14 protein-coding genes and 1 pseudogene are annotated in these 13,359 nt (G+C 43.8%); all 15 read right to left on the bottom strand.

Annotation, left to right across the window (positions count from 1 at the left end):
* Positions 1–14: 14 nt before the first annotated feature.
* Positions 15–1,340: a 30S ribosomal protein S1 gene (gene rpsA, locus QOL74_RS05610; RefSeq protein ID WP_283408462.1), complete on the bottom strand. Its 1,326-nt coding sequence runs from the start codon at positions 1,338–1,340 to the stop codon at positions 15–17.
* 113 nt (positions 1,341–1,453) lie between these two features.
* Positions 1,454–2,164, bottom strand: a complete 711-nt coding sequence (gene cmk / locus QOL74_RS18415; protein ID WP_346771726.1) for a (d)CMP kinase — start codon at positions 2,162–2,164, stop codon at positions 1,454–1,456.
* A 9-nt stretch (positions 2,165–2,173) separates the two neighbouring features.
* Positions 2,174–2,995: pseudogene (gene ispH / locus QOL74_RS18410) on the bottom strand (4-hydroxy-3-methylbut-2-enyl diphosphate reductase); the annotation flags it as partial.
* A 33-nt stretch (positions 2,996–3,028) separates the two neighbouring features.
* Positions 3,029–3,391, bottom strand: coding sequence for a chorismate mutase (aroH, locus tag QOL74_RS05600; protein WP_283408460.1), 363 nt, complete (start codon positions 3,389–3,391; stop codon positions 3,029–3,031).
* 200 nt (positions 3,392–3,591) lie between these two features.
* Positions 3,592–4,458 (bottom strand): MurR/RpiR family transcriptional regulator, encoded by an 867-nt coding sequence (locus QOL74_RS05595; RefSeq protein ID WP_283408459.1) that lies wholly within the window; start codon positions 4,456–4,458, stop codon positions 3,592–3,594.
* Between the two features lie 163 nt (positions 4,459–4,621).
* Positions 4,622–5,179 (bottom strand): 2-oxoacid:acceptor oxidoreductase family protein, encoded by a 558-nt coding sequence (locus tag QOL74_RS05590; protein WP_283408458.1) that lies wholly within the window; start codon positions 5,177–5,179, stop codon positions 4,622–4,624.
* Positions 5,172–6,011: a 2-oxoacid:ferredoxin oxidoreductase subunit beta gene (locus tag QOL74_RS05585; protein ID WP_283408457.1), complete on the bottom strand. Its 840-nt coding sequence runs from the start codon at positions 6,009–6,011 to the stop codon at positions 5,172–5,174. The genes QOL74_RS05590 and QOL74_RS05585 overlap by 8 nt, the downstream gene beginning before the upstream one ends.
* A 1-nt stretch (position 6,012) precedes the next feature.
* Complete coding sequence (locus QOL74_RS05580) at positions 6,013–7,161, bottom strand: 2-oxoacid:acceptor oxidoreductase subunit alpha (protein ID WP_346771720.1); 1,149 nt, start codon at positions 7,159–7,161, stop codon at positions 6,013–6,015.
* On the bottom strand, positions 7,145–7,369 hold the full coding sequence (locus QOL74_RS05575; protein ID WP_283408456.1) for a 4Fe-4S dicluster domain-containing protein: 225 nt from the start codon (positions 7,367–7,369) through the stop codon (positions 7,145–7,147). Before QOL74_RS05575 ends, QOL74_RS05580 begins: the two co-directional genes overlap by 17 nt.
* Before the next feature lie 478 nt (positions 7,370–7,847).
* On the bottom strand, positions 7,848–8,615 hold the full coding sequence (gene surE / locus QOL74_RS05570) for a 5'/3'-nucleotidase SurE (RefSeq protein ID WP_283408455.1): 768 nt from the start codon (positions 8,613–8,615) through the stop codon (positions 7,848–7,850).
* Positions 8,616–8,670: 55 nt separating this feature from the next.
* Positions 8,671–10,068: an oxaloacetate decarboxylase subunit alpha gene (locus QOL74_RS05565; RefSeq protein ID WP_283408454.1), complete on the bottom strand. Its 1,398-nt coding sequence runs from the start codon at positions 10,066–10,068 to the stop codon at positions 8,671–8,673.
* A 105-nt stretch (positions 10,069–10,173) separates the two neighbouring features.
* The gene (gene mnmM / locus QOL74_RS05560; protein ID WP_283408453.1) at positions 10,174–10,809 is read right to left on the bottom strand and encodes a tRNA 5-(aminomethyl)-2-thiouridylate-methyltransferase MnmM; all 636 of its coding nucleotides are present in this window, start codon (positions 10,807–10,809) and stop codon (positions 10,174–10,176) included.
* 4 nt (positions 10,810–10,813) lie between these two features.
* Positions 10,814–11,269, bottom strand: a complete 456-nt coding sequence (locus tag QOL74_RS05555; protein WP_283408452.1) for a hypothetical protein — start codon at positions 11,267–11,269, stop codon at positions 10,814–10,816.
* 59 nt (positions 11,270–11,328) lie between these two features.
* Complete coding sequence (locus tag QOL74_RS05550) at positions 11,329–12,048, bottom strand: pseudouridine synthase (protein WP_283408451.1); 720 nt, start codon at positions 12,046–12,048, stop codon at positions 11,329–11,331.
* Positions 12,049–12,062: 14 nt separating this feature from the next.
* On the bottom strand, positions 12,063–13,358 hold the full coding sequence (gene asnS / locus QOL74_RS05545) for an asparagine--tRNA ligase (RefSeq protein WP_283408450.1): 1,296 nt from the start codon (positions 13,356–13,358) through the stop codon (positions 12,063–12,065).
* Position 13,359 lies beyond the last annotated feature (1 nt).

Below are 13,359 nucleotides of genomic sequence, written 5' to 3'. Positions count from 1 at the left end.
CATCGTTCAGAACATTATTCTGGCTTGCTCTCTTCGGTTTCTTCAACAGCTTCGGTTTCTTCAACAGCTTCGGTTTCTTCAACAGTTTCAGAAATATCATCCGCCATGTTCACAGCATCCGTTTCATCCGTATCTTCTAATGCTTCTTCTTTGAAAACATCACCAACAGCATCGCCAATGGTCACTGCTTGTTCTTCAGTTTCTGAGACATTGTTGTCCGCTGCTTCTGTTTCACCGACGCTTTCGTCAGCCTTATTGTCTTTTTCCACAGCGGCCATGCTCAGGCTCATTCGCTGGTCGGTCACGTTAACATCGAGTATTTTAACTTGTACTTTTTGACCTTTCTGTAATACATCCGATGGTTTTGCTACGTGAGCTTCGCTAATTTGTGAGATATGCACCAAACCATCGAGTCCCGGTTCGATTTCCACGAAAGCACCAAAATCAACAAGACGGACGACGACGCCTTCAATGACTTCACCAATCTGATACTTATCACCCGCCACTTTCCAAGGCTCAGGTTGAGTTGATTTGAGGCTTAGTGAAATACGTTCGCTGCTTTCTTCGAAATCCAATACCTCGACGTCAACTTGTTGACCAATTGAGAGAACATCTGAAGGGTGTTTAACACGTCCCCATGATAACTCAGAGATATGAATAAGTCCGTCAATACCTCCAATATCAACAAAGGCACCAAAGTTAGTAATTTGTTTTACCTGGCCTTCGACAACTTGACCCTTTTGGAGTGTTATCAAGAGCTCCTTCTTTTTTTGCTCTTTTTCTTCTTGGATTACTACTTTGCGCGAAAGAATTACCTTGCTTCTTCTGCGATCCATTTCAAGAATTCGTACTTTTGACTGCTGGCCCACAAATACATTCAGATCATCCACATATCGATCAGATAATTGACTAGCCGGAATAAAACATTTCACATTTTTATAGTACGCAATCATTCCGCCACGAACAACTTCTTTCATAGTTACATCGATGGTTTCTTCTTTTTCTTTCGCATCTGACAACTCAACCCATTCATTCATTGCATCCACTTTTTTGCGGGAAAGCAGTACATTGCCATCACCATCATCAACCTGGACCACACATACTTCGATTTCATCTCCCACCGAAAAATGGGCAGGAAGGTCAGAAGCAATTTCACCGGCAACTTCATCACGTGGAATGATACCGTCTGATTTATAGCCCAGGTTAACAGTAACTTCATCCCGGGTTACACTAATCACATGGCCCTTTACAATGTCGCCGCTGTGCAGGCGAACCATGGTTTTTTCAATTTCTTCCATCAGGTGATTCATTTCGTTATTTTGATCGTTGTTGGTGCTCATTCAATTACCCCCTATGGTTGAATAGTTTCAGGTGTAGCATAATGATTCCATTGTCTATTCGACAAAAAACACCAGATTCCTTCTATTCTTTGTAAAAAAATCAAATTATTTTATTATCTCCCGTCGACTAATTTCTCCACGGATTCCTTTTTAATTTTTTCACAAAAGAGTTGAGTGATATTTTCCACCACCTCATGAATAGAAAGACTGGTCGAATCTATATGAACGGCATCATTTGCCGGAGTTAACGGATCGTGTTCCCGATTTTCATCAACATAATCCCTTTGTTTTATTTGTTCTTCAATGGCTTTCAGTTGTACGTCTGGCTGTTGCTCACGCAGTTCTTCAAAACGCCTGCGAGCTCTTTCTTCCACAGAAGCAGTTAGAAAAACCTTTAAGTCTGCTTCTGTAAGCACCACTGTTCCAATATCTCTTCCATCCATTACAACGTGTGAATGTTGCGAGATGCATTTTTGGAATTGCACCATTTCTTCGCGGATTTCTTTAACAGAGGCAACAGTTGAAACGCCTTTTGTCACTTTTTCAGATCGAATCAGATCAGTTACGTCTTCTTGATCTAAAAAAATGTGCTCATTTTCTATTGTGATCTCTGTCTGCTTTGCCAATGCAATCATCGCATGTACATCATTAAGAGGAATACACTGTTTGAGAATTTTATAGGTGATCGCCCGGTACATAGCTCCAGTATCAATATATGTAAATGCCAGTTTTGATGCCAATAGTTTTGCAATCGTGCTTTTCCCTGCTCCTGCAGGTCCATCAATGGCAATTTGGTAAATTTGGTCTTTTTTTAATCCGCACAAAGTATCATAAATAGATTGAATTTCATCACCCGGTGTAGATGCTCCTGCGGTTAACCCTATTTTTTCTGCATCAATTAATTTACCAATTGGAAGATCTGTTTGAGTTTCCACCAGATAGGTGCTTTCTGGCAAAAAATTCTGACACACTTCATATAACTTGCGAGTATTAGAACTGTGTCTGCCTCCCACAACCACCATCGCCGAGACTAGTACCGCCAGTTCCGCAGCCGCACGTTGCCGATCTTGTGTTGCCAGGCAAATCGTGTGATGAACGTATGTTTGTGGATTCAACTCAGTAAGTTTTGAAGCGATTTTTTCAAACAATTGAACCGGTAACGTTGTTTGAGCAACCACACAGAGCGGTCCTTCTGCCGGTACCTTTTTCAAGTCATTTTCATCAGAAATAATAATACCTCTATTTTGGCACCAGCCATTGATTCCAATAACTTCAGGGTGTTCCGAATTGCCCACTATAATCACTGTTTCACCCAACTGGTGACGCGCCTGAACAATCGTCTGTATCTTTTTCACAAAAGGACAAGTAGTGTCAACAACACGCAGTCCTTTTGCCTCCAAAACATCATATACATCTTTCGCAACACCATGGGAACGGATAATGACAGTTCCTTCTGAGGCTTCACTGACATCATTGATAGTGTTGAGTCCTTTTTTTTCAAGAGACTCGACAACTTGCTGGTTATGAATCACAGGACCCAGGGAGCATACTGGATGCACACCTGCTTCGATTGAATTGACTTCTTCTGTCGTTCGGCGAACTGCTTTTTCAACACCAAAACAGAAACCAGAATGGTTTGCTAAAATGACTTCCAAGACGTCTCTCTCCTATTCTTGAAACCTATAAAATCATTGCCAGTCAGGCCTCAGCTTAACGGCTTCTCTTAAATACACGTGAACCAGCTCAGATTTAGTAAGAGGGGTCTGAATGGTCAACAACACACGGATACATCGTGGCAATTGGCCGATCACTACTTTTTCTTCCACATTCAGTATCGCCGTATCATTCCACCCAAGTTGTTCACGAACGACAACAGAAGGATACCTGGAGACCAAATCAGATGTTGCGCTAACAATCAAATTGACAACCTGATCTTCATTCAACTGATTTTGCTGGATTAATGTGTTCATCAGTTCCATCATAGCCATATCGATGAATTCTGCCTGATCCTCTTCAACAGTTATCGCTCCCCTGAGGGACATCAGATTCATTCCATCACCTTCCTTGGAAAAACGACTCGCCTGCTTTGTGCTACAACGATTATACATGAAAAGATTCACTTTCACAAGGGCAGTCACATATCATGAGATTTCATCCGTATAACATAAAGAAATGCAACCGACAAAGATTGCATTTCGAAAACAGCCAAGAACACTGTGGCTTGGAAGAAGATTTTCAACTTACGTAGAGGTTACTTATCTCGCCCATCGTATATATTGTATTTTTCCCAGATGGTCTCCAGTTTATTGAAATATTCAGTAATATCACGTTTTTCCCGCATTCCAATGGCAACAATAATGGCATTCAATAAACTCAAGGGAGCCACCAGCGAGTCCACAAATGAAGCCATGCTGCTTTTGGCCGTTAGATAATGATCGGCCAAACCTGCAATGGGGGAAATAGCACTGTCTGTAATCGCAACCACTTTAGCGCCCTGTTCTTTCGCGTACCTTGTCACTTCAATGGTTCGACTTGAATAGCGGGGAAAAGAAAGACTGATCAACAGATCTTTTTCGGAGATGCGTAACATTTGCTCGTAGATGTCACTTATCCCAAATCCAACCATGCTGACATTTCCCAGAATCAAACTCAAATAAAACCCCAGAAAATCCGCCAGTGATTTTGAACTCCGAAGACCAATAATATAAATTCGCTCTGCCTTCATCATTTCATCAATGACATTTTCAATATTATTATAATTAATACCTTCTATGGTCTGTCGAACATTCTCCATATCTGACTTCATGATTTTTTCGACCACTTCCATATCACTGGAGTAGTCTTTACCCATTTCCACCCGCTGAACTGTTGTAAGTTTGGTTTTAATTATATCCTGCAGTGATCTTTGCAACTGCGGATATCCCTCAAACCCAAGACTGTTGGCAAATCGAACAACCGTCGACTCACTCACATTTGTTTGAGATCCCAGCTTTGATGCTGTCATAAATGCCGCTTTGTCATAGTGATCAATGATAAATTGTGCAATGCGTTTCTGTCCCTTGCTCAGCTTTGGGAATTGTTTCTGGATGCTGAGAATCAAATCATGCTGGTCATCCATTGGTTCACCTCCGTCGTCAGATAATGCATCTGGTTGATGTGCTTGATCAGACCTGCACCGGTTCCTCTATCCATGCTGAAAACGTTTCCGTCTTTATGATTATACAACATATTTACATTTGGGTACAGCCATTCTTAAATAGCCAACCCTTGGATATTAACGGTTAATGTGTTGGGTCACTGATCAACTGAATCAGTTGGTAACCCTCTTGCAAAGCCTGTCGATTCAAGGTTTCTGTGCCTGGCGGAACACGTTTGAGTACCGCAGCCTCCAGAGATTCCCTCGTCACAGCCTGGGTAAGCTCACGAATGGCAGCCAATGCCACGATATTTGCCACCATCACACGCTTCAGCTTTTCTGTTGCGGTTTGAATGATTGGGATTCTGACAACTTGAAAGTTTTCAAAGGTAGTTGGACTGATATCAATGGAATCATCCAAAATCAATAGCCCATTCATTTTGAGCGACGACAGGTACTTGTCACAGGCCTTTTGGGTTAGCGCCAGCAAAACATCGGCATTCTGAACTTTTGGAAAGTCAATTTCACCGTCGCTGATAATCACTTCCGCTTTACTGGCTCCGCCTCTGGCTTCGGGACCATATGACTGGGCCTGAATGGCATTCTTGCCTTCCAAAATAGCAGCTTCTGCCAGAATAATGCCTGCCAGAATGAGCCCTTGTCCACCGGATCCTCCCAATCTGACTTCAATTTTCTCACTCATGATCCGTCAGCTCCTTTTGCAGATTATCAATGATTTTTTGATATTCTGAAACATACTCCGGCTTTTCTTCCCGGGTGAATTCGCCAATGAAAAATTTATCTTCTTTCTTTTCGGGTGGCAATTTGTCGGCCATTTTGATATCAATGGCGTTTTCTTTATAATAATTCATTAAATCAACAGCGTTACCCTTTTTATTTTTCCGACCGTAATAGGTTGGACATCCGCTGACGGCTTCAATCATCGCAAAGCCTTTATGAGCTATACCCGTTTGAATGTATTTGATGAGCTGAGGCACGTGATAGGCTGTGGACCGAGCCACATAAGTCGCACCCGCACCTGTTGACAGTTTGCAAATATCAAAGTCAGGATCAATGGTTCCGTAGGGAGCTGTTGTCCCTTTCTCATGATAAGGTGTGGCAGGTGATGACTGCCCGCCTGTCATTCCATAAATCTTATTGTTAAATACTATTGTGGTGATATCAATATTTCGGCGCGCACTGTGTATCAAATGATTACCCCCAATGGCTGTGCAGTCGCCATCACCAGTGATGACAATCACTTCGAGTTCAGGTCGGGCCAGCTTAACGCCAGTGGCAAAAGCAAGTGCTCTGCCGTGAGTTGTATGCAATGTATTGAAGTTCATATATCCGGTAGCCCGTGAAGAACAACCGATTCCCGAAACCACACACACCTTTGTTTTATCCAGCTTCAAATTTTCGATTGCCTGTGCTACGCCTCGCATAATCACCCCGTGGCCACAGCCGGGACACCATATATGTGGCAGTCGATGACTTCTGAAATTATCTTGGATCAATTGGCTTCCCTGACTCATCTTAATATGCCTCCTTTACTTTAGCGATTATTTCTTCGGGCGTAATGGCTTCCCCGTTCACTTTTCCGTACTGGAATACTTTTGAATCTGGCATTTTAACTCGATGCACTGGAATCACATACTGTCCCAGATTCATTTCAGCTACCAGTATCTTTTTGGTTTTTTGTGTCAGAGTATGAATGCGTTTTTCTGGAAAAGGCCAAAGGGTTATGGGGCGGAACAAGCCAACTTTCATTCCAGCTTTTCTGCATTCTTTTACCGCCTGACGAGCAGCTCTGGCAACACCGCCATAAGCAATAATAACCAGCTCAGCATCATCTGTTTCAAACTCTTCATAGGTAATAATGTCATCAGCATTGTCTGAGACTTTATTCATTAAGTGGCACAACAGTTTTTCGGCCACATCAGTGTCTGTTTTTGGGAACCCATACTCATCGTATACCAGGCCAGTCACATGAAAAGGATAGCCATCACCAAATGCAGCCATGCGTGGTACAATTTCTCCGCGTTGAACCTCATAGGCTTTGTAGTTGGGATCATTGGCCTTTGGCTTTAAGCGATCAAATATTTCATATTCATCAGAATTGGGTATTTCAATTCTTTCACGCAAGTGTCCAATAATTTCATCCATCATCAGAAATACCGGTGTGCGATACTTCTCAGCCAAGTTAAAGCAACGGATTGTCAAGTCATAGGCTTCTCTCACAGATGAAGGACATAATGCAATTGTGGGATGGTCTCCGTGAGTTCCCCATTTTGCTTGCATCACATCTCCCTGGGATGGCGCCGTTGGAAGACCAGTGCTCGGTCCCGCGCGCATAACATCAATAACGACACACGGAATTTGTGCCATCGCAGCATAGCCTATATTTTCCTGTTTAAGAGAAAAACCAGGTCCACTGGTTGCGGTCATCGATTTTAATCCCGCCAGCGACCCACCTATAGTGGCTGCCATACCGGCAATTTCATCTTCCATTTGTATAAACTTTCCTCCCAGTACGGGAAGCTTCTCTGCACAAAGTTCAGCAATTTCTGTTGATGGTGTAATGGGATAACCGGCATAAAACCGCATGCCGGCAGCAATTGCCCCTTCTACACAGGCCTCATTTCCCTGCATTAATTTGACGACTCTCTCACCCATTTGTTTCATCCTCCTGTTCTTCCAGATAAATGGCAAAATCGGGACAGCGCATTTCACACAACCCACAACTGGTACATTTTTCAGGATTAACAATTTGAACTTTATCATTCTCGATCGCTAAAATCTTAACAGGGCAGAAGGCCACACATATGCCACACCCCTTACACCATGAGGTAATTGTCTTCAGTTGCTTTTTTTTTCGCTCTTTAACCATCATCTCATCCCTTTCACATTTTCATTCACTATGGTTCTTGCTACTTGCGGGTGCTATTCAGATCGTTTTGACGGGATCACCTATCACTAAGCATAGCAAAACATCGCGCAAAATGCAATAAATATTTCATTTTGCGCGATGTTTTTCTTTTTATGCAATTATAATTTCATGATTTGCAGAAAGTTGATGATTCGCGCAGACTTGTTAATTATGTGTCAATATTACTATTGTGATTTTTCAATCTTTACAGCTACTAAAGCAAACGTTTTCTTATTCACTCATGCATCGATGGGATGTGAATCTTGCAAACAAGATGTGCTGCCAGTATGATTACAGTGATGTTAAAATACGGCAGGCTTTCAGAAAGTATGGTGAGCTGTCACCATAGCAAAAAAATAATCCTCATGATTATCCGAAAATTGGAGGACATATTTTTATACATTTAAAAAAACGGCCTGCTATAGACCGTTTTTCACTCATGTTATTTTATTTTTAAATCCCATTTCTCCATATCCGGAATTAATGATATATCTGTCATATCATAATGCAGCGGTGTGATAGAGACATAATGATTCTTGACAGCTGTCATATCACTGTCTGATTGCTGTGGTAAATCCATTAGCTCACCCGCCATCCAGTAATAAGAATTACCACGGGGATCTGTACGGTGTACAAAGTTATTGACATACCGTCGTATCCCGAGGCGGGTGACTTTAACCCCCTTAATAAAAGTTTTATCACATACCGGATAGTTAACATTATAAATGATTGGTGACTGTTGCTTTGGTGTCAGCACTCGCGGAACCATATCTCTTATAAAAGTTGCGGCATCATCAAACTGTAAAATCTGATGATGCGCCATGGAAACGGCGATAGCCGGTAATCCCATAATAGCTGCTTCAATAGCCCCTGAAACGGTTCCGGAATATATGACATCTGTTCCCAGGTTAGGCCCGTTGTTGATGCCTGAAACAACCAAATGAGGCAGATCTTCTTTCAATAAAACATCCATTGACAGTTTGATACAATCAGCCGGCGTTCCGTTAATGGAAAAGGCTTTCACATCTTTCCCAAATCGGCTGATGTTTTTGACGGTAATGGGTGAATGCATCGTAATGGCATGTCCAGTGGCGCTTTTTTCCCGGTTGGGTGCAGCCACTGTTACCCGAGCCATTTTCTTCAGCTCCATCGCCAAAGCGTAGATACCCTCAGCATAGATTCCGTCATCATTGGTGATGAGAATGTGCATCGTATCCGCTCCTTTAATCTGAACCACTCCATAAGCGTGATGTCACCACCATGCCTTACACTGGATGCGTCTTCTCTTCTTCATTGTAGAGGGTGGTTTCAATCTGATACTTCTTCGACCAGCGGTCTTTGAAGAAGTTCATGGCAATCTGGGGGAAGAGGGCATAAGAGAGCACGTCTTCAGGCTGCTCTTCGTATTCTTTCATTTCTTCCCGTATTTTTGCCAGCTGTGGCGGGATGTCGTCTGCGGGCCGGTGGGTGATAACGGCTTCGCTGCCAATGATCTTTTGGATCATGGCGGGGTCGATTTCTTTGGCGGGTTTTCCGTAGAGGCCTTTGACGTAGTCTTTGACTTCTTTGGGTACCATTTTATACCGTTCGCCGGCCAGTACGTTAAAGAGGGCCTGGGTGCCCACGATTTGGCTGGTGGGGGTGACCAGGGGTGGATAGCCCAGTTCTTCTCTGACCCGAGGCACTTCTGCCAGTACTTCGTCCATTTTTTCCATCTTCTTCTGTTCTTTCAGCTGGGAGATGAAGTTGGACAGCATGCCGCCGGGGATTTGGTTGATGAGGGTGCGGGTGTCCACGCTCATGACTTTCAGGTCGATGAGGCCTTCATTGAAGTATTTTTCCCGCAGGGGCCGGAAGTACTGGGCGATTTCGTCCAGGTGTACCAGGTCCATGTGGGTGTCGTACTGGGTGCCCTGCAGGGCGGCCACCAGGGGTTCGGCGGCGGGCTGGGAGGTTCCCAGAGCCATGGGGGAGATGGCGGTGTCGACGATGTCGGCGCCGGCTTCGATGGCTTTGATGTAGGTCATGCTTCCCAGGCCGCAGGTGTCGTGGGTGTGTACCTGGATGGGCAGGTCAACGGTCTTTTTCAGGGCTGACACCAGTTCATAGGCGACGTAGGGGGGCAGGATGCCGGACATGTCTTTGATGCAGATGGAATCGGCCCCCATCTGGGCCATGGCTTTGGCCTGTTCCAGATAGTAGGTGGTGTTGTGCACGGGGCTGATGGTGTAGGAGATACAGCACTGGGCGTGGCCGCCTTCTTTGTTGATGGCTTTGACGGCGGTTTCCAGATTGCGCACGTCGTTGAGGGCGTCGAAAACGCGGATGATGTCGATGCCGTTCCCGATGGCCCGTTTGACAAACTCTTCCACCACGTCGTCGGCATAGTGTTTGTATCCCAGAATGTTCTGACCTCGCAGCAGCATTTGCAGCTTGGTGTTTTTAATGGCTTTTCGGATGATGCGCAACCGTTCCCAGGGGTCTTCGTTCAGGTAACGCAGGCAGGAATCAAAGGTGGCTCCGCCCCACATTTCAAGGGAGTGGTAGCCGGCTGCGTCCATTTTTTCTGCGATGGGCAGCATCACGTCTGTTGGCATTCGGGTGGCCATTAATGACTGGTGGGCGTCCCGATAGGTTGTATCTGTTAGTTTTACCTGTCCCATTGTTGTGCCTCCTTCTTTTTTCCGCTACTGTTTTTATCCACTAATGAATCAAGGTAATTTAAATCTTATTATACTGGATGAGCCAGATTTCGGCAATGAGTATTATTAGTTCCGTTGAATGATTATTAAAATTGGGGACTGACTCCTGCCAGCGTTGATTTTAGTAATTTCAGTTACGTGCCACTCCGGTTCCTCTAAGTGTCTGACATACTCAAGCAATTTTTGTCGTTCCTCGGCTCCACCCATATGGCCACTGTATGACATAATGGAGATCAGACCACTACTTTCAATCAGCCCTCCCCTTATTAGAGATTGTAATGCTGGTTGCAGGCTGTTCCAAGAAGTGGTGGTGTCTTTTGTACCTCCAGGCAAATATCCCAGATTAAACATGGCGGCATTTACTGTTCTGGGTAGGTAATGAGCAAGACGGCTATGACAGTCGTTGATGAGTGAAATTTCTTCATGTTGCCGTAAGTAACCTGCTTCGCTCAGATGCTTCCTGGTTTTTTCGATAGCAGCTAATTGAACATCAAACGCATACACCTGTCCACCAGGACAAACTTGCCTCCATAAGAAACATGTGTCCAGCCCATTTCCCATGGTGCCATCTATCACATGATCCCCACGTTTTAGTCGTTTTTCCAATAATTCTTGTGCAAGGGCAGCATATTTGTGAATGGAACACTGATCCTGTGTTTTTTTATTTTTATCTTGCAAATCTTGAAAAATATCAGCCGACATTTAATCAAGAACCTCCTCTGCAAGTTCCTTCGAAAATGACAGCAGGCTTTGCCGCCAACATATTCTGATTGTGTAAATTGGTGAACGAATCCTGAAAATCTATAGTAACTATTGGTACCTGATCAGTAGGTATAAATGCATCTTGTAATACGATGAGTTTTTCATGAAAACTTCTGTCTGCAATGACCCATTCCACAGATTTGCGATAAAGCGCATTAAGAGTGGTTCGCATCAAACCGTCCTGAATTGCTGGGTCCTGGCCTGCTGTTTCGAGATATAGTAGTTGATAAATCTGCTCACCTACTTTCCTGATTGCCAAAAAACCCTTCAGATGATCATTGTCCAGGAATAAAAAAAACCGATCACCCACATTGAAAGAAAGGCATTCCTCCACCTGATTCTGCAGAAAATTCATTAGTTTGGAATCTTCACCTTTTTTCATTTCTCTTACTTCGATCATTCTTTTCACCTGCCAAAAGAAAGATTTTCGATAACACTTGTTTCAAACTGTGATTACAATCAGGATTGATCCGGATTCATTAACTGATTTACTTCTTTAACACTTAGGTACCGCCATTCTCCCGGCTTTAAGTCACCTAATGTTAAAGAACCAACACCTACTCGTTTAAGCTGGCTGACCGGATACCCCAAAAAATCACACATTTTTCTCACCTGGCGGTTCTTTCCTTCTCTTAGGACGATCTCAACCTGGCACTTGTTTGGCTTTTTTTTCAATATGTTAATTTCGGCTGGTGCAGTCACATACTCCTCAATGCTAACACCGCTTCGAAACTGGTGCATCGCATCTTCTGTGATAACTCCCTGAAGCCATGCGTGATAAACTTTCTTTGTTTGATACCTGGGATGCGTCAACCGCAATGCTACGTCACCGTCACTTGTAAGGAGCAAAAGACCAGATGTCAGGTAATCCAGTCTGCCGACTGGATACAGACGTTCACTCACTTTCACCAGGTCAATTACTGTTGTTCTTCCAAACTGATCTTTTACCGTCGAAACAACCCCAATCGGTTTATGAAGTAGAATCGTCGATTTTTGTTGTGATGGAAGTACGTTTTTTCCCCGGTATGTCACTCGATCTGTGTCCGAGTCAATTTGGTACCCCATTTCAGTGATCACATTACCATTGACGGACACGTGCCCGGCAGCTATTTCAGTTTCACACTGTCTTCTTGAGGCTATGCCGTTCATTGACAAATATTTTTGTAAACGCATTTTCATTCTTTCAACGCTCCCTACGGATAAACACGGTTTAGCGTACGGGCAAAGGGGATCGTTTGGCGAATATGATCGATTCCACAGATCCAGGCAACAGTTCTTTCAAGTCCCAAGCCAAAACCGGAATGAGGAACTGAACCGAATTTCCTAAGCTCAATGTACCATTGGTATACTTCTTCGGGAAGGTTTTCTGCCCGAAGCTTTTCAAGCAGTAGCTCCAAATCATGAATCCGTTGTGATCCTCCAATTATTTCGCCGTATCCTTCTGGAGCAATGAGGTCGGCTCCCAGAATCACTTCAGGATTTGTTGGATCAGGCTGCATGTAGAAAGCTTTCATCGACGTTGGAAAATGGGTAATGAAAACTGGTTTTTCATACTGATCGGCAATATGTGTTTCATGAGGTGCTCCAAAATCATCTCCCCATTCAAACTCAAAACCTGCATTTTTCAGCATTTCAACTGCTTCAGTATAGGTAATGCGGGGAAAAGGTGGTTCAATTTTTTCAAGAGCAGTTACATCGCGCCCCAATAGCTCTAATTCCCTTCGGCGCCGCTGCAAAACCCGTTTAATCACATAACTAACCATTTCTTCCTGCACCTTCAAATTTCCTTCAAAATCAACAAATGCCATTTCTGGTTCTATCATCCAAAACTCATTCAGATGTTTCCTGGTTTTGGACTTCTCAGCTCTAAAAGTTGGCCCAAAACTATATACTTTCCCGAAGGCCATCGCTGCTGCTTCAGCATAAAGCTGGCCCGTTTGTGACAAGTAGGCGTTTTCACCAAAGTAGTCTATTTCAAAAAGTTCTGTGGTTCCTTCGCAACTGGCAGGTGTAATGATAGGTGGCTCCACCAGCACGAATCCTTCTTCGTGAAAAAATTCCCGGAGTCCCAGGTTAATCTCATCCCGTATACGAAGAATGGCATGTTGCCGCGGTGTCCGCATCCACAAATGTCGATAATCCATGAGAAAGTCTGTACCATGTTCCTTTAATGAAATCGGATATCCTTCTTCGGCTCGACAGACTACTTCGACTTCTCTGACCAGCAGTTCATATCCCAGCGCAGATCGTTCATCACGTTGCACCATTCCTGTGACATGAAAGGAAGATTCTTGAGGAAGGCTCTTGCAAGTTTCAAAAACAGCTTCCGACACCTCTTTCTTAACAACAACACCTTGAATGAAACCGGATCCGTCACGAATCTGGAGAAAAATGATTTTGCCGCTGGATCGTTTGTTGTAAAGCCATCCGGATAAAGTGACTACCTGACCTTCATAAACATTAATATTTTCAATGGTTGCTCTTATCATT

This window comes from Anoxynatronum buryatiense, assembly GCF_900182905.1.
Taxonomy (GTDB): Bacteria; Bacillota; Clostridia; order Peptostreptococcales; family Tindalliaceae; genus Anoxynatronum; species Anoxynatronum buryatiense.
This window is presented reverse-complemented; position numbering and strand designations above follow the sequence as displayed.